Origin of the sequence: Streptomyces sp. NPDC048523, assembly GCF_043199815.1 — a bacterium.
Taxonomy (GTDB): Bacteria; Actinomycetota; Actinomycetes; order Streptomycetales; family Streptomycetaceae; genus Streptomyces.
Genome location: NZ_JBICWQ010000002.1, coordinates 1,287,543 through 1,307,293, shown reverse-complemented (window position 1 = coordinate 1,307,293; position 19,751 = coordinate 1,287,543). Strand labels below are relative to the sequence as shown.

Annotated in this window: 20 protein-coding genes and 1 pseudogene; 13 read left to right on the top strand and 8 right to left on the bottom strand. The window is 68.1% G+C overall.

What is annotated here, in order from left to right:
- The first annotated feature begins 3 nt into the window (after nt 1-3).
- On the top strand, nt 4-645 hold the full coding sequence (locus ACGFWE_RS14975) for an ATP-binding protein (protein ID WP_393600121.1): 642 nt from the start codon (nt 4-6) through the stop codon (nt 643-645).
- A gap of 79 nt (nt 646-724) precedes the next feature.
- Here the strand turns inward: ACGFWE_RS14975 and ACGFWE_RS14970 are convergent, their stop codons facing one another.
- Entirely contained in the window at nt 725-1,759 is a 1,035-nt protein-coding gene (locus tag ACGFWE_RS14970) for a hypothetical protein (RefSeq protein WP_393600120.1), read from the bottom strand.
- Between the two features lie 98 nt (nt 1,760-1,857).
- Between ACGFWE_RS14970 and ACGFWE_RS14965 the strand changes: the two genes are divergently transcribed.
- The gene (locus ACGFWE_RS14965) at nt 1,858-2,433 is read left to right on the top strand and encodes a hypothetical protein (RefSeq protein ID WP_393600119.1); all 576 of its coding nucleotides are present in this window, start codon (nt 1,858-1,860) and stop codon (nt 2,431-2,433) included.
- Here ACGFWE_RS14965 and ACGFWE_RS14960 read toward each other — a convergent pair.
- Complete coding sequence (locus ACGFWE_RS14960; protein ID WP_393600118.1) at nt 2,430-5,570, bottom strand: DUF3427 domain-containing protein; 3,141 nt, start codon at nt 5,568-5,570, stop codon at nt 2,430-2,432. The two genes, ACGFWE_RS14965 and ACGFWE_RS14960, sit on opposite strands and share 4 nt — an antisense overlap.
- 279 nt (nt 5,571-5,849) lie before the next feature.
- On the opposite strand from ACGFWE_RS14960, the gene ACGFWE_RS14955 reads away from it, so the two are divergent.
- On the top strand, nt 5,850-6,374 hold the full coding sequence (locus tag ACGFWE_RS14955; protein WP_393600117.1) for an RNA polymerase sigma factor: 525 nt from the start codon (nt 5,850-5,852) through the stop codon (nt 6,372-6,374).
- On the top strand, nt 6,371-7,042 hold the full coding sequence (locus ACGFWE_RS14950; protein ID WP_393600116.1) for a hypothetical protein: 672 nt from the start codon (nt 6,371-6,373) through the stop codon (nt 7,040-7,042). The genes ACGFWE_RS14955 and ACGFWE_RS14950 overlap by 4 nt, the downstream gene beginning before the upstream one ends.
- 76 nt (nt 7,043-7,118) lie before the next feature.
- On the opposite strand, the gene ACGFWE_RS14945 is transcribed toward ACGFWE_RS14950, so the two are convergent.
- Nucleotides 7,119-7,388, bottom strand: coding sequence for a hypothetical protein (locus tag ACGFWE_RS14945; protein WP_393600220.1), 270 nt, complete (start codon nt 7,386-7,388; stop codon nt 7,119-7,121).
- On the opposite strand from ACGFWE_RS14945, the pseudogene ACGFWE_RS14940 reads away from it, so the two are divergent.
- From ACGFWE_RS14940 to ACGFWE_RS14930, 3 genes and pseudogenes are all read left to right on the top strand, one after another.
- Nucleotides 7,321-7,470 (top strand): annotated as a pseudogene (locus tag ACGFWE_RS14940) (SDR family oxidoreductase); the annotation flags it as partial. The gene ACGFWE_RS14945 and the pseudogene ACGFWE_RS14940 overlap by 68 nt on opposite strands.
- A gap of 15 nt (nt 7,471-7,485) precedes the next feature.
- Nucleotides 7,486-8,124, top strand: a complete 639-nt coding sequence (locus tag ACGFWE_RS14935) for a hypothetical protein (RefSeq protein ID WP_393600115.1) — start codon at nt 7,486-7,488, stop codon at nt 8,122-8,124.
- A gap of 172 nt (nt 8,125-8,296) precedes the next feature.
- Nucleotides 8,297-8,776 carry a hypothetical protein gene (locus ACGFWE_RS14930; protein ID WP_393600114.1) on the top strand — a complete coding sequence of 160 codons (480 nt, stop codon included), beginning with the start codon at nt 8,297-8,299 and terminating at the stop codon, nt 8,774-8,776.
- A gap of 380 nt (nt 8,777-9,156) precedes the next feature.
- Here the strand turns inward: ACGFWE_RS14930 and ACGFWE_RS14925 are convergent, their stop codons facing one another.
- Entirely contained in the window at nt 9,157-10,167 is a 1,011-nt protein-coding gene (locus tag ACGFWE_RS14925) for an SEC-C domain-containing protein (protein WP_393600113.1), read from the bottom strand.
- 116 nt (nt 10,168-10,283) lie between these two features.
- The gene (locus ACGFWE_RS14920; protein WP_352391280.1) at nt 10,284-11,756 is read right to left on the bottom strand and encodes a beta-1,6-galactanase; all 1,473 of its coding nucleotides are present in this window, start codon (nt 11,754-11,756) and stop codon (nt 10,284-10,286) included.
- A gap of 301 nt (nt 11,757-12,057) precedes the next feature.
- Between ACGFWE_RS14920 and ACGFWE_RS14915 the strand changes: the two genes are divergently transcribed.
- The 4 genes from ACGFWE_RS14915 to ACGFWE_RS14900 all read left to right on the top strand — a co-directional run bounded on the left by ACGFWE_RS14915 (nt 12,058) and on the right by ACGFWE_RS14900 (nt 15,099).
- Nucleotides 12,058-12,855 (top strand): class E sortase, encoded by a 798-nt coding sequence (locus tag ACGFWE_RS14915; RefSeq protein ID WP_393600112.1) that lies wholly within the window; start codon nt 12,058-12,060, stop codon nt 12,853-12,855.
- Between the two features lie 147 nt (nt 12,856-13,002).
- On the top strand, nt 13,003-13,314 hold the full coding sequence (locus ACGFWE_RS14910) for a DUF6412 domain-containing protein (RefSeq protein ID WP_393600111.1): 312 nt from the start codon (nt 13,003-13,005) through the stop codon (nt 13,312-13,314).
- A gap of 97 nt (nt 13,315-13,411) precedes the next feature.
- Complete coding sequence (locus ACGFWE_RS14905; RefSeq protein ID WP_393600110.1) at nt 13,412-14,125, top strand: YidC/Oxa1 family membrane protein insertase; 714 nt, start codon at nt 13,412-13,414, stop codon at nt 14,123-14,125.
- 116 nt (nt 14,126-14,241) lie between these two features.
- Nucleotides 14,242-15,099 carry a fumarylacetoacetate hydrolase family protein gene (locus ACGFWE_RS14900; protein WP_352391286.1) on the top strand — a complete coding sequence of 286 codons (858 nt, stop codon included), beginning with the start codon at nt 14,242-14,244 and terminating at the stop codon, nt 15,097-15,099.
- Between the two features lie 66 nt (nt 15,100-15,165).
- Here ACGFWE_RS14900 and ACGFWE_RS14895 read toward each other — a convergent pair whose 3' ends face one another.
- The 3 genes from ACGFWE_RS14895 to ACGFWE_RS14885 are packed head-to-tail and all read right to left on the bottom strand — an operon-like array spanning nt 15,166 to nt 17,649.
- Entirely contained in the window at nt 15,166-16,023 is an 858-nt protein-coding gene (locus tag ACGFWE_RS14895) for an LLM class F420-dependent oxidoreductase (protein WP_393600109.1), read from the bottom strand.
- Nucleotides 16,024-16,069: 46 nt separating this feature from the next.
- On the bottom strand, nt 16,070-16,579 hold the full coding sequence (locus ACGFWE_RS14890; protein ID WP_393600108.1) for a heme-degrading domain-containing protein: 510 nt from the start codon (nt 16,577-16,579) through the stop codon (nt 16,070-16,072).
- A complete protein-coding gene (locus ACGFWE_RS14885; RefSeq protein ID WP_393600107.1) occupies nt 16,576-17,649 on the bottom strand; it encodes a Gfo/Idh/MocA family oxidoreductase in 1,074 nt (357 codons plus the stop codon). The genes ACGFWE_RS14890 and ACGFWE_RS14885 overlap by 4 nt, the downstream gene beginning before the upstream one ends.
- 56 nt (nt 17,650-17,705) lie before the next feature.
- On the opposite strand from ACGFWE_RS14885, the gene ACGFWE_RS14880 reads away from it, so the two are divergent.
- The gene (locus ACGFWE_RS14880) at nt 17,706-18,821 is read left to right on the top strand and encodes an ROK family protein (protein WP_393600106.1); all 1,116 of its coding nucleotides are present in this window, start codon (nt 17,706-17,708) and stop codon (nt 18,819-18,821) included.
- 107 nt (nt 18,822-18,928) lie between these two features.
- Complete coding sequence (locus ACGFWE_RS14875; RefSeq protein WP_352391291.1) at nt 18,929-19,648, top strand: hypothetical protein; 720 nt, start codon at nt 18,929-18,931, stop codon at nt 19,646-19,648.
- The last annotated feature ends 103 nt before the right edge of the window (nt 19,649-19,751 follow it).

The following is a 19,751-nucleotide window of genomic DNA, read 5'->3' as shown; positions in this document are numbered from 1 at the left end:
TGGATGGACTGCATCGCTGGTGTCCCGAGGAAGCCCTGGAGTCTTCCCTTCACTGCGGAGCCGCAGGAGGTTGCCGCGCTGCGGCGGATCATGCGGCTTCACCTGGGGCTGTGGGGCCTTCACGGTGTCATCGATGCCGCTCAGCTCTGTGTCAGCGAGCTCGCGTCGAACGTCATCACTCACGTGGGTACCGGTACGCCCGCCACCCTCGTCGTGTCCATGAGCGGAAGCCGTCTGCGGATCGAGGTTCACGACTCCGACACCCGCGCACTGCCGGTGCTCCTCGATGCCGGCCTGGATGCCGAGACCGGCAGAGGAATGGCGCTGATCAGCGCTGTCACCGACCGTTGGGGCGTTCAGCTCCAGGCCGACCAGAAGGTGACGTGGTGTGAGCTGCCGACGGGGCTGTCCTCAGCTGAGGAGCACTCTGGAGGCGCTCGCGTGAATCGGGTGGAGAGCCTGCTGAGTAATTACGGCTGCGAGCGGGCGCGCCTGTGGCTGGCAGGAACCGGAGCGGTGGCGGTGGTCGAAGAAGCGGCGATCGATGTGATGGTCGACGTCCTGCACTGGCTGAGGGCTCACGGTCGCGACGCCGACGAGGCCCTTGATCGGGCGCAGGTCCGCTTCGAGGCGGAGGCTGGGTAGCTGTCGGAGGATTACCAGCGCCTGCACACCTGCTGGTAATCCTCCCGTTCAGCCGCTCATGCGCGCCATCACCTGAAACTCAGGAGGCGAGTGCAGGGCAATCTATGCAGCGGAAGTCAGGAGCACTGCTCGAGGGCGTGGTGCTTGCCTCGAACTCAGAGAAACTGCCGCTGTCATTTCGATAGACGATGCCGATCCCGTGTTCAGTGAGCAGATCACGGAGATCTTCGCGGGGAAGCGTCGGTGCGAGCACCATCAGGTGGAGGGGCTGACTGTGAGCCAGGCGTCTCAAGTAGCGGCGCGCTTGCAGGAGTTGGGCAAGAGCCTGAGTGATTGACTCACTTGCTGCGCTAGCCGTTGGCTCGTACAGTGTGTTGTTCGTCTGGTTGTAAAGATCGAATACAAGTTGAGATGTCGAATTCCGCATCGACACCTCTAATTGAACGATAGTTTCCCCAGCCGCAGTCTCGCGGTCCTCGAAGGCATCTGCCAGATCGTCACGGGTCGCCGCTCCTACCTGCTCGACGTTGGTCGGCTGCTGTCGGCGCCTCTGTCGTCGGTAGGCTCGAGCCAGGCGGCCTGCGGTCCGATGGAAGCGAAATCTGGAAGTGGACGCCGGTTGAAGAGTGTCGGAAGCCTCCCGGATGTAAAGACCGATGGGGCGGAGTCGGAAGACAATGACGTTGCGATCCTCGCCTAGTTCGTCCCTGGCTTCCCGTATCTCGAACGGATTGCGGTCGTCGACCTTAAACTGGCCTATATACCTGTGCGTTCGCGTGTCGCTTCCTGGGACCTTGCCCACGGCGATAAATAAGTGCAGGGTGCGGCCTTTGCTGGCGTGTTCCATGATTGCAGCATTTCCGCCACTGAGGTTCTGATCGCCTCGCTTACCTGCTCCGGTATAGGTAAATATTGGGCCGATGTCGTCATCCTCAGCGAGCCAGCCATCGCGATATCCGTAACGCTCGCCAATCTTGCTGTCGGAGAACAGGAGAACGTTCCTTTTCTCCTTCGCCGGGCAGATACCCGCGTACCCGCTGCCGCCAAGCACGGGATGGATTTCGGCACGTGTGAGGATGGCGCCGGGTTGAAACCCGGGTGTGGATGTCGTCATGGGTCGAGGTTAATAGCAGTGCTCACGGAGTGCAGGTAGTGGCACAGTCTGCTTGGAGGGGCGTTGTGGTGGCGCTGGGTCCAAGCGAGGATGGTGTGATGAGTGATGCGACGGGGACGGTCATCTCGGGTGTTATCGCTTTCGCGGCGGCGATCATCGGGGCTGTGATCGCTGGAAGGTACGCCAAGCGCGGAGCGGAAGCGGGCGGGCGAAAGGCAGTTGAGGCGGCCCTGGCGCAGGTGCACGGCCAGGCGGCGGCGGAGCATTGGCAATGGGTGCGTAGTCAGCGACACCAGTCCTTTGCCGCCCTCCTTGTGGCTTATGCCGCTCTTGAGGAAGTGCTTGCCCGTATGGCGCCTGAGATACGAAATGGAACACGGCTTGATGAACCGACAGGGCGTGAAGTGCGAGATCGAGCACTCGAACTGCAGGCCAAAACCAGCCAATTGGCGCTCTGGGGGCCAACGGAGGCGTACTCCTTGGCCCATGCGATCACGGGCAAGTCGGTGGCGGCCGCGCGCGCCTTACTGCACATCGAGAGTGTCAGTTTCTCAGGCTCAAGCGCAGAGTGGGTCAGCTTTGAGCAGGCCAGGGCTGAGATGGCGGAAGCACATGCCACCTTCCTTCATCGAGCCGGTGAGATCATTCGTGATCCACGACAGCCGGTCGGCTAGCCCGTGGCGATGGCCGAATACGACCAAACATCTGCAGGCAGCTCATGATGAAGTTGCCAGGTGATGGCCATGGGCTTACTGCCCTCGTGCCGAACATAGGTCGCCGGGCCGAGCAGCATCCACGGCTGGGCTTTGCCGATGTCCGTGTCCTTATACCGCCGCATGAACAGCAGCACATGGCTGCCACGTTGGACGTGCTCTTGGTAGCGCACACCGGTGGGGGAGGTCTCTGCGGTTGTGCTCTGTGACTCCCAGTGGAAGAGCGAAGGGCTCAGGGCGTAGTCCTTGTACCTGACGGTGGGGGAGAAGTCCTTCTCGTTCTTCTCAAGAGTGATCAACAGTGCGTCCGTCTGGTTCGGTTGGTCCCATAGGACGCCCTGCGCGAAGGAGCCAGGCATCTGTCCGTTGAGTCGAGCGACGCCCAGCGCAGCCAGGATCTCCGAGCGGTTGTACGCGCTGTGGATCTTCAAAGGGATGTGTGCGTGTGGGCCCTCCAAGGGGATGGGGAAGTGGTCGGCCTGCCCCATCACGTGCTTGAGCACCTGCCGCAGTTCACTACGGAGGGCTGGCTGCTCACGGAGTGATTCCAGCCCTTGCGCGTAGGAGCTGAAACCGCCGGCCTTGTCCCAGAGGTTGAAGAAGAGCATGCGCGCGTATGTCTTGTCTCTCGCGTTCAAGTCTTCGTAAGTCGGAGCGTCATCGCTCAGCAGACGGGTATATGCCTCCGCGCGCTCGAGGTCGTCGACGTGTAGGAACGCATGCACGCGCTTCAAGAGGTCTTCCTCGCCGGCCTGTTCAGGCAGCTCGGCCAGACCGGCGCGACGCAGGACGGACGTCCACGAGTTGTTGGACTTGTAGAGCTCTTTGATTTCGCGCCGGCTCTCCCTGAGGTAGTCGGCGAGGAGCGGTGTACGAAAGGCCCTGACCTCCTTGGCCAGAGTCTGAACGGTTGCCTTGATCTGGGCGCGAATGTTGTCCAGCACAATGTCCTTGGACTTGCCTTCAAGGATGATCTGGCAGCCGGACGGCAGTAGAGGGAAGTCATGCTCAGCGTGCTCAAGAAGTCGGTTGCGCGACAGGTTTGTCATCGCACGGAATTGCTCCTCGAAACGGAACTCTGCACGGTGCTGCCCAATGAAGTCGAGGACTGTGAGCACCGGCTTGTCCGGCGTGCGGCGCAGACCTCGACCGAGCTGTTGGAGGAAGACCGTGGCGCTGTTCGTCGGACGGAGGAGCAGGAGCGTATCAACGTCGGGGATGTCCAAGCCCTCGTTGAACAGGTCTACGGAGAAGATGACCTGGACCTCTCCTGTCTTGAGTTCGGACAGGATCCGGTCGCGGACTTCGGGTTTTGACTCACTATCCAAGGCCGCAGCCTTGTATCCCGCTTCTTGGAAGCATTTGGCCATGAAGTGAGCGTGCTTCCGGGTTACGCAGAATCCGAGGGCCCGCATACTTGTCGGGTCGGATACTTTGTCCCGCAGTTGCTTGATGACGATACGAGCCCGGGCGTGGTCGGCGGAGAACAAGTCGCCGAGTTGGCTCTGGTCGTACGTCCCCGAACGCCAGTTGAGGCGGGTGAGGTCCGTACCGTCAGGCACTCCGAAGTAGTGGAATGGGCACAGAAGGTCGTTATCGAGCGCCTCCCACAGGCGCATCTCGGCAGCGATCCTGCCCTCGAAGAACTCGTCCTGCACATTGAGTCCGTCGGCACGCTCAGGCGTGGCGGTCAGGCCGAGGAGCTGCTTCGGCTTGAAATGGTTGAGGACGCGGCGGTATGTCGTAGCCGTAGCGTGATGGAACTCGTCGACGACGATGATGTCGAAGTGCTCCGGAGTGAACTGGTCGAGTCGCTGGTCGGTCAGGGATTGGACGCTGGCGAAGACATGCTGCCAGTCGCGCGGTAGTTCACCGCTGAAGAGGGGCTCACCGAAGGACGCGTCATCGAGCACTTCGCGGTACTTACGCAACGACTGCTTGAGGATCTCTTTGCGGTGTGCCACGAAGAGCAGCCGTGGGTACTGCTTGCCGCCCCACTGCTTGTGCAGATTGCGGTAGTCAAGGGCGGCCATCACGGTCTTGCCCGTGCCAGTCGCGGCCACCAGCAGGTTGTGATGGTGCCCGCGGACCTCACGCTCGACGCGCAGGCGCTCCAACATGTCGGCCTGGTGTGGGTACGGTCGCACTTCAAGGCCGGAGAGGCTGATCTTTGCGTCCGGGTGAGACGTAGAGCTACCGGCCACGCCCAGGGCCTCGTCCAACTTGAGGGCGTCGCGAGCTGGATCGTAGGTCTCAAAAGCGATGTCGTTCCAGTACGAGTCAAAGCTGGCTTCGAACTTGTTCAACACAGCCGGTGTCGCCACGGACGACAGGCGTACGTTCCACTCCAAGCCGTCGAGAAGTGCGGCCTTGGAGAGGTTGGAGCTGCCTACATACGCGGTATCGAATCCACTATTGCGACGGAACAGCCAGGCCTTGGCGTGCAGGCGAGTCGAGCGGGTCTCGTAGTTGACCTTTACTTCGGCGCCGAAGTCTCGGACGAGTCGGTCGAGGGCATGCCGGTCGGTGGCGCCCATGTACGTCGTGGTGATGACGCGAATGGGTACGCCACGACGGGCGGCTTCTCGCAGTGAACTCTCCAGGACACGGATGCCGTACCACTTGACGAAGGCGCACAGAAGGTCGATGCGGTCGGCCGTGGCTAGCTCTGCGCGCAGTTCGGCGCCGAGGCTGGGGTCGTCCGGGGCGTTGGTGATCAGTGCGGTTTCGGAGAGCGGCGTGAGTGGGCGGATGGCGTAGACGCCGGGGGCTTCCTGTTCCGCGAGGGCGAGCAACTGCCGGGGGCCGTCGACGATGGTGGTGTTGCGTGCGCCTTCATCCAGTCCTGGCGTGCTACCGGTCAGCGATTGCATGATCTGGTTAGCGACGGCCACCTGCTCGTTCTGCGGCAGTTGAGCCAACCGACGGCCGATGGTTTCGCCGATGTGCCTAGCCAGCACGTGCGGGGTGGACTCTGGACTGACCTCCGCGTCGATGGCCTTCCAGCCCGCAGCCTCGAGACCCTGTATCTGATCGTGCAGCTCTTGAGTGACAAGCCGTTCGTGGAGGCCAGCCTTGAGGTCACTCGATTCCGCCACGACCGCTCCTTCGTTCCCTCATGCCGATGTGGATCTGTTCTAACAGCAGTCACTGACAATCGAAGCCCTTGTGTCGAAAAGTGATCGTTTTCAGGCCGTCGCCCTTGGCTGAGGTGGACTTGTCTGTGAGGAGGACAGCCCATCCTCGTGCTGGCACAGACGCTCGGCGGGCGACCGTAGTGTCCGCTGTGCCCGCGAGACCGACCTTCCGGCCGGCCGGTTCGGAGAAAAGACGTGGGTGGGCGTAAGGAAGTGCCGGGCTCATGACATCTATGAGGTGTGGAGAACATACAGACCGCGACCGACCGTGAACGCGCCGCACGGTTTACGGCCCTGTATGTCCGGGACCACCCACGGGTGTCCGCCTTCCTGCATCGCCGGATCGGCGAACGGAGCGCGGCGGAGGAACTGACGGCCGAGGTCTTCCGGATCGCGTGGGAGCGCGTGCTCAAGGGCGGGGAGGTGGGCTCCGGCTGGCTGTTCGTCACCGCGCGCAATCTGCTGAGCAACCACCACCGCGCCGCGGCCCGGCTGACTGAGTTGCACCGGCTCATCACCGACGAACTGGACCGTGTGCCGGCGTCCGAAGAGGACTCGAGCGTTCTTGAGGCCCTCGAACGGCTTCCCGAGCGGCACAGGGACGTCCTGCTCCTGCGCTACTGGGACGGGCTCAGCACGCCCGAGACGGCCGCGGTGCTCGGATGCAGCGGCCCGGCGGTGTGGGTTCGGCTGCATCGCGCCCGTGAAGCCTTCCGTGATGTCTACGCCTCACCCGCGTCCCTCTCACCCGAGGAGTCGACATGATCAACAAGCCCCATGTGAAGTCCCTTGTCCAGCACGCCAATCCGGTGCCGGACGCGACGGTTCACGGTTTGTCGGCGCGTGCGCGGGCAGAGCTCGCCGACTTGGTCGGGTCCGTCGAGACACAGCAGCGAGTACCGGCCAGGCGGTCGTCCCGGCGCGGGATCCTCGTGGCAGCCATCGCCTGCGCGGCCGCCGCCGCGGTCACGACAGTCGCCGTGTTCGCACTGAACGACCCGAAGGAACCCGGCGGGAGCGGTGGTGATCCGATGGCCGACGAGCCGTATTTCGGTACGACTGCCGAGCTGGAGGACGCGTCTGTGCTGATCGTCAGGGCGCGGCTGGGCACCGGGCACGAGGAGACGACCGACGGTCTCACCGAGACCGTCGCCACGGCCCAGGTGCTGGCGACGGCCAAGGGGATGTCTCCTCCCACGGGCGGCGACTTCGAACTGGTCTATACGACACCCGGATCGGGGCCCGAAACGGCAGACCTCGCCGCCGGGAAGGAGTACGTCTTGCTGCTCGACGAACCGCACGGCAACCGGTTCACCCTGGTGAACTCCACGCAGGGCGTGTACCGGGTCGAGGATGGACGCGCGGTCCCGGGCCACAACAATGACGTAGCCCTGAGTGCGGGCGTGCTCAGGGCGCTGAGGTTGACGTCCTGATGGCGCGAGGCGCGGAGCGGGGGCGGGTCCTCCTGCTCCACGCCGTTGTGTTGGCGCTACTTCGTGGTGGGGTCCCTCACCGGTGACCCTGTCGGGCACTCAAGGCGTGGAACGACCCTGCAAGACAGGAAAGCATGGCGGCGCCCGGCAGCGGAGTGCTGACCAGCGGTGCCGCCGAACTGCCTACCTCGTCGACGAAGTCGCCGGGCGCCGTCGCTGCGGTGGTGGTGGGGGTGCCCGCGAAGACGTAGCGATAGAAACCGTCGACCGTGGCCTTGAGCGGGACAGTTGATGACATCGCTCCGCTTGTGGTGTTTCTGCTGAGCGACGAGTCGTCTTTCATCACCGGTGCAGAGATTCCTGTGGACGGGGGGCTCACCGTGCACGGTGGGGTCAAGTCCATCTCGGATGCGATGATGGCCGGTTGACAGGAGCAGTGATCGATGGGTGCTCAGGAGCGTGTCCGTAAGGTGTACCGGCCGCTGTGGCGGGCCGGGATCGAGGTGATTCCGAACGCTGTGCCGGACGGTGTGATGCCGTACGTCGTTGGATACGGCGCCGAAGACCTGGTCGGCGGCTTTTCCCACCCCTACGACACCCCGCGGCTTGTCGACCGACTCAATGCGGACTGGTACGACCTCGCTCTCTCCTCGGGCCTTCTCGACCATCGGCGTGAGTTTCTCGTGCAGCTCCCGCAGGGCACCCGGTCGCACCAGGCCGCCCTGCGGCACCTGCACAGCGGCAGTCACACCGCGCCGGCGGTCTGGACCCGGGGCCGGCTCCTGGAGCGCTGGGACATCATGGGCCGGGCCGCGGCATCGGCGTTCCTCGGCATTCACGCGGGTCACCCGGGCTTCGCCATGATGGCTCTCGACAGCAGCGTGTACGTCCATGCCTCAACGGGCGAGATCGGCGTCGACGTGCTCGCGGTGCGCCACCCGAACCGCTCGGAGAACGTCCTGAGGCACCTGGAACGGATAGCCGTTCACGACAGTCCCTACGTCAATCGTGAGTTCAGGGAGCGGATCGCCGTCTGGCTTGCGGGGCGCGCACGGTGCGCTGTCAGTCCTACGGACGGTTGATGGCGCGGGCTCCCGAGCGGTCGGCAGAAGGACGAGGACGAGGAGCCCGCTCGTCCGTGCAATACGGCGGAGATTTCGTGACAAGCCGGGTGTTGACTCCGCGACAGGCGGAACATTCCGAGTGCTTCGTGTCATGTACCGGATTGGCGACATCTCACCACAGGAGTTGCGGATGAAGCGTTTACGGAGAACACAGCTGCTCGGCCTCGGTGTCATGGCGCTGATGCTCGGTCTGGTCGCCGCCCCGACCGCGCAGGCGGTACCGGCCGAGGCGGCAACTGCCTCCGCTCCCGCGGCTGTTGAGTGCAGCGGCAGTTGGGACGGCAAGTCCTACTGGGCCAAGAGCCCTTCGGGGAGCAACGGGGGCGGCTACGCGCGCACCTACTGGAACGCCTCGACCAAGCGAAACTGCGCGAAGTTCTTCTCCAGCCCCTACGACGGTCTGGCGTCCAACATCACGCTGTACCTCCACAACGAGAGTGGTGACTACGTCGCCGACCCGCCGCAGGAGCACCCGGCGAACTACCACTACTACGCCGGGCCGCTCTATACCTGGTTCGATGCGACCAATGAGTGCATCCACTTGAGCGGGTCGCTGATCCGGGGCGGGGTGAAGTACACCCTCAGCACCCCGGACATCCGGTGCGGCTGATCCAGCGGCGTTGAACCGTCCAGCGGCACCGCTCACTTCATAGGTGCCGTCGGGCCGCCCGCTTCTCGGTCAGTGTCGTGCTTCCACGGACTGCCTCAAGGGCGCTCCCTGCGGTCGCGTCGCCTGCGGCGATCAGCCTTCGGCCGACCCTTGACCCAGTCCGCTCCAGCACGGGGGAGAAGCAAGCGGGTGGCCTGGAGGGATGGGTGGCCCCGGTGGGTGGGGGCAAGCCAGCTTGCTCTGTGAGCGGAGTTGGATTTGCGCGGTCGCGTCGCGGTGGCACGCCCCGTTTGCCCAGCGGCTTGCGGCCGGTGGGAGACGGTGTGCCTCGGGTGGGGGAAAGGCGAGCCACCAACGCCGCCCTCGCCCCCCTTTCCGCGTCACTCCCCGTGGCACTCCCCATAAACCCGCCCCGACCCGCACCAACAAGCCGTCCCCCGCTGCGGCGGCCACTCCACCGCACGCCCACGCGCCGCCAGGGTCGTGGCGTACTGGGGGAGCAGTGAGGGCTCTGCCGGGGACGTGCCCTCCGATGCCGCGAAGGCCTCGTACGACGGGACCGTGCCTGTCACGATGCCCAGGTTCGCCGTGCCGGAGGCGGACAGTTCGCGTAGGGACGCCTCTATCGTCGCCAGGTGCTCCTCGTGGGAGGGGTACTCCGCGGAGAGGGACGGGTAGGCGTCCACCAGTTCCGTGAGTTCGGAGGCGGGCCAGTGCAGGACCGCCACCGGGAACGGGCGGGACAGCGCCTCCCTGAACGTGCCGAGTTCCGCGCGCAGGCGGGAGATCTCCGCCTCCAGTTCCGCCGGGTTCTCCGAGCCGAGCGACCAGACGCGTTTCGGGTCGTGCAGTTCGTCCAGGGAGACCGGGGAGGTGTGGAGGGTGTCCGCCAGGACGTCCCAGTCGTCGTGGGGCAGGCCCAGCATGCGGCGGACGCGGTGGCGGCCGAACAGCACAGGATGCGTGGAGTACGGCGGCTCCGCTACGTCTGTGAGGAGCACCCTGGCTCCCTCCGTGAACGTCTCCTGCGCCTGCTCCAGCTCGTCGTGGGACTCCAGGGCCTCCGCGACGATCACCCAGGGCGCCGGGTCCCGGGGTGACGCCGCGCGGACGCCCTCGATGATCGCGCGGGCCTCGGCCTCATGGCCGTACTCCCAGAGGTTCGCGGCCTTCAGGGCACGGACGAGAAACGGGTTCTCCAGGCCCTCCTGCGTGGCCAGCAGGCGGTCGTAGAGGGAGGACGCGGCAGGGCGGTCGCCGGCCAGTTCCAGATGGGCCGCGGCCTGCAGGAGCAGGGCTTCGGCGTCCTCGGGATACCGGTCGGCGGTCCGCTCCAGGCGCGCCGCTTCGGCGGTGTGGTCGACGTTCTCGGCAGGCGTGTCGGGGCGCATGGGTGACACCGTACTGCCGATCAGTGACAAAGAAGAGGGAGGTGCAGGCCAGGGCCCGGTTAACAGGAGAAGAGCCCCGGGCCCGGCCCGCGCCCCCCGCCCCTTCACGTGTCACCTCAGATCGTCACGCCGTCGATCTGGAGCGTCTGCACCGCCTTCGCCGCGAACGGCACCGCCACCGACTTCCCGCTCAGGAAGGTGTTGGAGTACGACACGTACTTGTCGCCGCCCGTCGTCACCGTGTTCCAGCGCGGGACGAGGCCGCCGGAGCCGCCCGTCACCGTCGTGAACCTCGACAGGTCGAAGGTCAGGGTCTGGGCCGAGGTGGAGGTGTTGAGGGCCACGATGACCAGGCGCTTGGCCGAGGAGTCGTAGGCCGCGACCGCGTTGCTCACGCCCGTGTCGATGATCTTCATGCCGGGGCGGATGTGCCGGGCGAACTGGGCCATGACGTAGTACTTCGTCTGGACCGCGGTCGGCTGGAGGGTGCTCTGGTCGTACGCGATCATCGCCCAGCCCGTCGACGGGTCCATGACCTGCCAGTAGACCCAGGCCGTGGGGTGCAGCCAGCGGAAGTCGTAGAGCAGGTTGAAGGCCATGGTGTAGCCGGTGCCGTCGCTGTCGCCGGTCTCGGAGTTCCACAGCTTCTTGCCGGCCGTGGTGACCACGTCCGTGTAGAGGAGGTCCCTGCGGCCGTTCGAGCCCTGGTAGCCGTGCACGTTGACCTGGTTGACGTACCCCTTCGTCGTCGAGCTGAAGGAGTTCCAGGTGGTGCGGGCGAGGTCGTAACTCGTCTCGTCGGAGGCCGAGATCTTCACGCCGGTCAGGCCGCGGTTGTTCAACTCGCTGCGCAGGTACGGCAGTACGGCCGACTGGACCGTCGCGTCCATGTGGCAGCCCTCCTGCGTGCCGGTCGCGGTCCACCAGGACGAGGAGGGCTCGTTGAAGGCGTCGACCGTCGAGAAGTTCACGCCCCAGTTGTTCCTGGCGTACAGGGCGGTCGCGGCCAGGTGGGAGGCGTGCTGGCGGTAGTTCCAGGACTGGAGGTTGTTGCCGCCGCCGGAGGCGCCGGAGGGGTTGTGGTTCAGGCACATCCACCACATGGGCGAGTTGGCGAACAGCTCGCTGACAGCCCCGCGTTGGGTCGCCTTCACCAGCATCGCCCGCTGGTTCGCGTCCGCCGTCCAGTCCCACGCCGAGGACGTCGGGTCCTCGTTGTTCCAGTCCTGCCAGAAGCCCTCGATCTGCTTGAAGGCGGGGATGTTCGGCGAGGCGGTCATCGACGTGCCGCCCACCGAGTTCCAGCTGGACGCGCCCAGGTTGTAGCGGGCGATGTTGAGGCCGAGGCCGGGGAGCGAAGTGCCGTTGTAGGACGTCGACTTGGTGGTGAAGAAGATGTCGGCGAAGTCGTCCCGGGCGCCGAACACGTTGGCCCACCAGGCCAGGGAGGTGCCCCAGCCCTCCCAGGTGCCGTACGACGTCCCCGGGCTGACCGCGATCGTTGCGTCCGCATGGGCGGTACCGGTGGCCAGCGCGCTGCCGAGGAGGGTGCCTCCTGCGGCTGTCAGCAGCGTTCTGCGTCGGATCATGGCTACTCCGAACTCCGATGGATCGACGCGGCCTTCTGGCCGGCGTCGTGGCCTGCCCCGTTCATGCCACGAGGAAGCATCGGGTGCGGCCAATGGGGTTGTCGAGAGTTCTGACAGCCCTTCCTAAAACCTGTGGAGGAAGTTCGGTATGCCGGACGCGCCGACCGCTGCGCCGGGCGCACGGCGACCGCTCCGACCTCTCCGCCCGCGCTACGAGGCGCTCGGCACTGGTGAGTTGGAGGCCCGGCCCTTATCGTGCGGGCGGCCCCGTCCGAGGAGGCGTTCCGAGGAGGCGTGAGGTATGCGGCAGCGCGTCATGCACCACGGAGCCCGGCGCCGGCGCGAGCGGCGCCGACGCGCGGTGTGGACCGGTGGGGAATGCCTGGTCACCGCAGGGATCGTCCTGCTGCTGCTCGTCGTGCACCAGCTGTGGTGGACCAACCGGGAGGCCAGGGAGGGCGCTCAGCGGAAGGTCGAGGCGCTGGAGCGGCAGTGGGACCAGGAGGAGGGGTCGGGTGCGGCGGGCGACGATCCTGGCGCGGCCCCCGACACGGCCTCCAACCCGGGCGCCGTTGCGGATTCCGGTACGGCCGTCCCGCCCTCTTCCTCGCCCGCTTCTCCGGCCGATGGCTCCGCGACCCCCGACCTGTCCCAGGCGTACGCCGTCCTCGACATCCCCCGCCTCCACCTCCGCGTGCCCGTCGCCGAGGGCGTCGGCAAGCAGAGCGTTCTCAACAAGGGGTACGTCGGCCACTACCCCGGCACCGGGCAGCCGGGCGGCGCCGGCAACTTCGCGCTCGCCGGGCACCGCAACACCCACGGCGAGCCCTTCCGGTACATCAACCGCCTGACGCCCGGGGACACCGTCCGCGTGGAGACGCGGAGCGCGGTCCACACGTACGCCGTGGACAAGACCCTGCGCCAGACCGCGGCCCGCGACTCGGGAGTGCTCCGCCCCGTCCCGCGCTCGACGGTCCACCCGAACTACGGCTACACCGTGCCCGGTCACTACCTCACCCTCACCACGTGCACCCCGGAGTACACGTCCCGGTACCGGCTGGTGGTGTGGGGCAAGCTCGTGTCGTCGCGGCCGCGTTGAGGAGCTCAGTGCTCTCGCAGCGCCACCACGCTCGCCGCCGCCACCAGTGCCAGGGCCGCCGAGACCAGCATCGCGAGGTCCGCGCGCCGGTCGCGGTCGATCAGGTATAACCGGGGGAGGACCGACGACAGGGAGAGGGGGAGTGCCGTGATCCGCAGCTGGGCCGGCATGCGTCCCGCCGCCGCGCTCCTGCTCCTCCTCCTCGACGTCGTCCTCGTCGACGCCGGCAGCCTCTCCGCCGCCGTCGCCCTCGCCGCGACCGCCGCGGCCGGCTCCGCGTTCGCCGCCTGCTCGCTGATCGCCTCGCGCTGCGCACCCGCCGTACCGCCCACGCGGGTCCGCACGGCCATCCGCGACCGCGCCCGCCGTACGGCCTTCCTGCCGCAACGCGACCCCGGCGCCAAGGGCCGCCCCCGCCCCCGAGCGCCCGGACACGCCCTCCCGGCGACCGTCGCGTAGGGGCTCACTCCTGTAAGGACCTGTAAGGACACCCCGCGCGGGTCGTCATGCCGCCTTGCTCACTTCCGGCACGACGAGACCCCCGGAGGGCTCACCCATGTCCGTCTTCGCTGACCTGGTCCAGCATCTCGCCGACCTGCTCCACCCCCTGTTCGGCGCCACCGCGGCCGCCGCCGCGATCGTCCTGTTCACCGCTTTCGTACGACTGCTCGTGCACCCCCTGTCCCGCGCCGCCGCCCGCGGCCAGAAGGCCCGCACCAAGCTCCAGCCGAAGATCGCCGAGCTGCGGAAGAAGCACAAGGACCAGCCCGACAAGCTCCAGAAGGCGGTGCTGGCACTGCACGCCGAGGAGAAGGTCTCACCACTGACCGGCTGCCTCCCCGTGATGTTCCAGATGCCGGCGTTCTTCCTGCTCTACCACCTCTTCTCCAACACGACGATCGGCGGGAAGGCGAACGCACTCCTCGGTCACGACCTGTTCGCCGCGCCGCTCGGCGGACGCTGGGCGGACGCGCTCGGGCACGGCGGGGCGTTCGGGGGAGCGGGGCTCGTCTACGTCTGCCTGTTCGCGTTCGTGGCCGTGGTGGCGACCTTCAACTACCGCCGCACCAAGCGCATGATGGCCGCGAACCCGGTCGTGCCGGTCACGGACGGGCAACCGGTCCCCGGCGCGGGCGCGATGAGCAAGGTCATGCCGTACATGTCCTTCTTCACCCTCTTCACCGTCGCGGTGGTGCCGCTGGCGGCCGCGCTGTACGTGGTGACCAGTTCGACCTGGGCGGCGGTGGAGCGGGCGGTTCTCTACCGCTGACCGGTCCAGTCCGTGAACCGGGTATTGCGGAGCGGACATCGACCTTGGACGATCGACCAGTCATCCGATGGCTGCACCCGTCGGTGGACACCCCGCGATAGAGGGAGACTGTGATCATGAAGCTGCTGCGAGTCGGTACGGCGGGAACGGAGACGCCCGCGCTGCTCGACGCCGACGGGGTCCTGCGGGACCTGTCCGGTGTCGTGGACGACATCGACGGGACGCTGCTCGCCGACGACGCGGCACTGGGCCGGGTCCGCGCGGCCGCGGAGGCCGGGGACCTGCCGGCGCTGGACGCCACGGGGCTCCGGGTCGGGCCGCCGATCGCCCGGATCGGGAAGATCGTCTGCATCGGCCTGAACTACCACGACCACGCGCGCGAGACGGGGGCCGAGCCGCCCGCCGAGCCGGTGATCTTCTTCAAGGCCGCGGACACGGTGGTGGGCCCTTATGACACGGTGCTGGTGCCCCGGCGGTCGGTGAAGACCGACTGGGAGGTCGAGCTGGCGGTCGTCATCGGGCGTACGGCCCGCTACCTGGAGTCCGTGGAGGACGCGCTCGCCCATGTCGCCGGGTACGCGGTGGCGCACGACGTGTCCGAGCGGGAGTTCCAGATCGAGCGCGGGGGGACCTGGGACAAGGGGAAGAACTGCGAGACGTTCAACCCCCTGGGGCCCTGGCTGGTGACGGCGGACGAGGTGCCGGATCCGCAGGACCTGTCCCTGAAGCTGTGGGTCAACGGGGAGCTGAAGCAGAACGGCACGACCGCCGAGCAGATCTTCCCCGTCGGTGAAGTGGTGCGGTACGTCAGCCAGTTCATGACCCTGTACCCGGGCGATGTGATCAACACGGGCACGCCGGCCGGGGTCGCCCTGGGGGAGCCCGAGCCCAAGCCCTATCTCCGGTCCGGGGACGTGGTGGAGCTGGAGATCTCGGGGCTCGGGCGTCAGCGCCAGGAGTTCAAGGACGCGTAGGGCACGTCACGTAGGGCAGGACGCATAGGGCAGGACGCGTAGGACAGGACATGTAGGGCGGTTCACTCACCCCAGCAGCGAGGCCAGCCTGCGCCAGGCCTGCCTCGGGATGCCGGAGCGCGGGCCGCCGTCCACGATCTGCAGGGCCACATGATCCGCGCCCGCCTCGACGAACTCGTCGACACGGGCGCGGATCTGCTCGTCCGTGCCCCAGGCGAAGACCGCGTCGACCAGGCGGTCGCTGCCGCCGTCCCTCAGGTCGTCCTCCGTGAAGCCGTTGCGGAGGAAGTTGTTGGTGTAGTTGGGCAGGCCCAGGTAGATGGCCAGGCAGTCGCGGGCCACGGTACGGGCCCGCCGGGGGTCGGTCTCGAGGACGACCTTCAGCTCGGGGGCCAACAGGGGCCCCTCGCCCAGGAGTTCGCGGGACCGTGCCGTCTGCTCGGCGGTGACCAGGTACGGGATCGAGCCGGCCGCACGGGTCCGGGCCAGCTCGATGGTCTTGGGGCCCAGCGCGGCCAGCACCCGGCCCCCGGCCGGTACGCCCGCCTCGTCCAGGGCGTCCAGGTAGGCCACCAGGGCCGAGTACGGGCGCCGGTACTGGTCGGCGATCTTGGCGTGGCTGACGCCCAGGCCCAGGAGGAAACGGCCGGAGTGGGCGGCGTCCAGGTCGGTGAAGCTCGCGGCGGCGGCCTCCGGTTCGTGGTCCCAGATGCTCTGGATGCTGGTGCCGACGGCGATCCGCGAGGTCGCCTCGAGGAGCGGGGCGGCGTTGGCGGCGGAGCTGCTGCCGCCCAGCCAGATCGCGCCGAACCCGAGTTCCTCCAGCTCGGCGGCGGCCTCGGCCCGTTCGCCTTGCCGGCCCGGGTCCTCCCCGCGCAGGCCGCCGCCGTTCCAGATGCCGTACTTGCCGATGATCTGCTTCATGGCAGATGCCAACGCGCAAGGACCCGGCGGTCATTCCTGTCCCGGACTACCGGTCCTTGCTCAGGAACTCCTCCAGCGCCTCGACCACGAACCGGTGGTCCTGCAGCTGGGGCAGGCCCGAGACCGTCACCGTGCCGACGACGCCCACGCCCTCCACCGTGATCGGGAAGGACCCGCCGTGGGCCGCGTACTCGTCCGGGTCCAGGCGCGAGGACTCCTCGAAGGTGCTGCCCTTGGCGCGGAAACGGGCGCCGACCAGGTAGGAGGCGGAGCCGTAGCGCTCCACGACCCGGCGCTTGCGGTCGATCCAGCCGTCGTTGTCCGGGGCGGAGCCCGGCAGGGCCGCGTGGAAGAGCTGCTGGCCGCCGCGGTGGATGTCGATCGCCACCGGTGCCTGCCGCTCCCGGGCCATCTCCACCAGCAGGGAGCCCAGCGCCCACGCGTCGTCGTACGTGAACTGCCGGAAGACCAGGCGGCGTTCCTGCGCCTCCAGCTCCTCCAGCGGCGGGGTGAGTTCCGGCTGGAACTTCGGGGTCAGCTCGGTGTTGTGCGTCACAGCTTCACCGCCACTCCGTCGAGGGCCGAACGGCGCGCCGCCTCCAGTACGTCGAGGGCGGCGGCCGCCTCCAGCGCGGTCACCGGGTTGGTGCCGCCGTCGGTCAGGGCCCTGGCCACGGCCGCATAGTAAGCCGGGTAGTCGCCGGGCAGGGTGGGGACGGGGCTGCCGCCGCCCGTCACGGGGGACTCGCCCGAGCCCAGCCGGCCCCACAGCGACTCGGGCTCCCGGCCCCAGCCGGCCGCCGCGCCGGGCCGCTCGCCCTCGCGCAGGGCCGCCTCCTGCGGGTCCAGGCCGTACTTCACATAACCCGCCTTGGAGCCCAGCACCCGGAAACGGGGGCCGAGTTGGGCAGTGGTGGCGGAGACGTACAGGTGGGAGCGGACGCCGCTCGTGTGGGTGATCGCGAGGAACGTGTCGTCGTCGATCTCGGCGCCCGGGCGGCGGACGTCCGCCTCGGCGTACACGGAGGCGGCGGGTCCGAAGAGGGTCAGGGCCTGGTCGACGACATGGCTGCCGAGGTCGTAGAGCAGACCTCCGATCTCTGCGGGGTCGCCGGACTCGCGCCAGCCGCCCTTGGGCTGCGGCCGCCACCGCTCGAAACGGGACTCGAAGCGCCATACGTCGCCCAGCTCGCCCTCGTCGAGGAGCTTGCGGAGCGTCAGGAAGTCGTTGTCCCAGCGCCGGTTCTGGAAGACGGAGAGCAGCAGGCCGCGCTCCTCGGCGAGCGCCGCCAGCTGTCGCGCCTCGGCCGCGCTTCCCGCGATCGGCTTGTCGACCACGACCGGCAGGCCGGCCTTCAGGGCGGTGGTGGCGAGCGGGACGTGTGTCTTGTTCGGAGACGCGATGACGATCAGGTCCAGCTCGCCGGCGCGGGCGAACAGCTCGTCGGCGCCCTGGACCGTACGGACGTCCGGGTACTCGGCGCGGGCCTGTGCCTGCCGCTCGGGGTTCGAGGTGACCACCGTGTCGAGGGTGAGGCCCTCGGTGGCGGCGATCAGCGGGGCGTGGAAGACGGAGCCCGCGAGGCCGTAGCCGACGAGGCCCACGCGGAGGTCAGCAGCAGTCATGCCCTCCACTTTCGCAACGCTGTTGCCAAAGTGCAAGTGTGGCGGACAATGGCAGCGTGAACAGGACGAACGGCGGCGTCAACCTCCCGGCCCTGCGCAGCCACAACACCGCGCTCGTGCTCGACCTGCTGAGGGGTGCGGGCGCCGGGGGAATCAGCCGACTGGAACTCGCCGACCGCACGGGCCTCACCCCGCAGGCCGTCAGCAAGATCACCGCCCGGCTGCGGGAGGAGGGCCTCGCGGCGGAGGCGGGCCACCGCGCCTCGACGGGCGGCAAGCGGCGGACGGTACTGCGTCTCGTACCCGGGGCGGGTCACGCGGTGGGCGTCCACCTGGACCGCGACGCGCTGCGGACGGTGCTGGTGGATCTCGCGGGCACGGTGGTGCGGGAACGGCGGGCCGAGCTGGACCTGGGTGCGGGGGCGGAGGCTGTCGTGGCGGCGGTCGCGGGGGAGGCGGAGGTGCTGGTGGCGGGGGTGCGGGAAGGAGGCGGGGAGGGCCAGGGTGACGCAGGCACGCTCCTCGCCCTCCTCGGCGTCGGCGTCGCCCTCCCCGGCCCCCTCGACCACACCCGGGGCGTGCTGCACCGCGTCACCGGCTTCCCCGAGTGGGACGGCTTTCCCCTGCGGGACGCGCTCGCGCGGCGGCTCGGGGTGCCCGTCGCGGTCGACAAGGACACCAACGCGGCCGCGCTGGGGCTCGCGGTGGCGGGGGAGCGCGGGTCGTTCGCTTATCTGCATCTCGGTACGGGCCTCGGTGCCGGGCTCGTCATCGGCGGGGCCGTGCACCGGGGTGTGCGGACCGGGGCCGGGGAGTTCGGACATCAGGTCGTCCAGCTCGACGGACCGCCCTGCGGCTGCGGCGACAGGGGCTGCGTCGAGGCGCTGTGCCTGGCGGCGGTGGCCCGGGGCGACCTCACCGAAGCGGCCCGGGTCCTCGGCATCGCGGCGGGCAACCTCGTCGCCCTCCTCGACATCGACCTGGTCCTGCTGGGCGGCCGTACCGTCACCGCCGCCCCGGACGCGTTCCTACGAGGCGTCGAAGCCGTCCTCGCCGAACGCGCCCGGCGCACCGGCGAGGGACCGGTCCCGGTCCGAGCCGCGGCCGACGAGGTCGCCGAAGGCGCGGCCCAGCTCGTACTGGCCCCCCTCTTCGGCCGCGCCGACGCCTGACGGACGGTGCGGAACCCCGTGCCGCGTCCGCTGATCGAGGGGACTTCGCGGGGTGTACGGAGCGGCATCCCCCGTTGGGCGTCGCCGCCCGGCATGGTCATGTGTTCATGCGACGGTATGTACGTGGTTACCCGCCCGCCCTCCTCGGCCTCGCGGCGGCAGCCGCCCTGAGCCCTGCGACGCCCGCTCACGCCGACCACTCCTGCGCCCCCGCCGGCCGCGACTTCCCCCTCACCACCCGTATTCACGGCGGTCCCGCCGTTTACGAGGCCGGTGGGGAGTTCGGGATCTGGTATCTGGATCTCGTCAACACGACCCGGCACACCTGTGGCGGGATCCACCCGGTCGTCGTCCTCGTCGACGAGCGCCACGTCCTGAAGCCGTCCCAGCCCCGTCTGGAGTTCTACGACGGTCCCCGCCCCCGCGCCGTCCGGTTCGAGACCACCGACGAGGACGAACTCGTCGGGGCCTTCGGAGGTGCCGGGCTCACCGTCGGCCCCGGAAAGACCCTCACCGTGAAGGTACGGCTCGCGGTCGCCGCGGACGCCGTACCCAACGAGGTCACCGTCAACGCGGCCGTCGTCCAGCGGCACGGCGACGACGGCGACTGGGTGGGGCAGTCCAACGACTACCGCTTCGGCATCGGCTCCGCCGCGGACACACCGTCCGACACCCCCACCACCCCCACCCCTGACGGCCTCCCCTTCGCGGACGCGGCCGAAGAACTCGCCAGCACCGGCCCCGCCGTGGCCGCCGCCGTCCTCGGCACCGCCGCCCTCCTCCTGGTCACCGCGGGCGCGATCCTCCGAGCCCGGGGCCGCCGCTGACCCCGTACCTTCCGGGACCTGCCCCCAACCGGCCATTCCCCCAAGATCCGGGCACTGTCTAGGCTGGGGCCGACGCAGCACGGCGTACACGCGTACGGCAGGA

Excerpts from the sequence above, each read along its gene's own strand:
- ACGFWE_RS14930 (WP_393600114.1), top strand. The coding sequence starts at position 8,297 with ATGAAGCGTTTACGGAGAACACAGCTGCTCGGCCTCGGTGTCATGGCG.
- ACGFWE_RS14970 (WP_393600120.1), bottom strand. The coding sequence starts at position 1,759 with ATGACGACATCCACACCCGGGTTTCAACCCGGCGCCATCCTCACACGT.
- ACGFWE_RS14950 (WP_393600116.1), top strand. The coding sequence starts at position 6,371 with ATGATCAACAAGCCCCATGTGAAGTCCCTTGTCCAGCACGCCAATCCG.
- ACGFWE_RS14935 (WP_393600115.1), top strand. The coding sequence starts at position 7,486 with ATGGGTGCTCAGGAGCGTGTCCGTAAGGTGTACCGGCCGCTGTGGCGG.
- ACGFWE_RS14925 (WP_393600113.1), bottom strand. The coding sequence starts at position 10,167 with ATGCGCCCCGACACGCCTGCCGAGAACGTCGACCACACCGCCGAAGCG.
- ACGFWE_RS14905 (WP_393600110.1), top strand. The coding sequence starts at position 13,412 with ATGTCCGTCTTCGCTGACCTGGTCCAGCATCTCGCCGACCTGCTCCAC.
- ACGFWE_RS14885 (WP_393600107.1), bottom strand. The coding sequence starts at position 17,649 with ATGACTGCTGCTGACCTCCGCGTGGGCCTCGTCGGCTACGGCCTCGCG.
- ACGFWE_RS14975 (WP_393600121.1), top strand. The coding sequence starts at position 4 with ATGGACTGCATCGCTGGTGTCCCGAGGAAGCCCTGGAGTCTTCCCTTC.
- ACGFWE_RS14915 (WP_393600112.1), top strand. The coding sequence starts at position 12,058 with ATGCGGCAGCGCGTCATGCACCACGGAGCCCGGCGCCGGCGCGAGCGG.
- ACGFWE_RS14920 (WP_352391280.1), bottom strand. The coding sequence starts at position 11,756 with ATGATCCGACGCAGAACGCTGCTGACAGCCGCAGGAGGCACCCTCCTC.
- ACGFWE_RS14965 (WP_393600119.1), top strand. The coding sequence starts at position 1,858 with ATGAGTGATGCGACGGGGACGGTCATCTCGGGTGTTATCGCTTTCGCG.
- ACGFWE_RS14895 (WP_393600109.1), bottom strand. The coding sequence starts at position 16,023 with ATGAAGCAGATCATCGGCAAGTACGGCATCTGGAACGGCGGCGGCCTG.
- ACGFWE_RS14900 (WP_352391286.1), top strand. The coding sequence starts at position 14,242 with ATGAAGCTGCTGCGAGTCGGTACGGCGGGAACGGAGACGCCCGCGCTG.
- ACGFWE_RS14875 (WP_352391291.1), top strand. The coding sequence starts at position 18,929 with ATGCGACGGTATGTACGTGGTTACCCGCCCGCCCTCCTCGGCCTCGCG.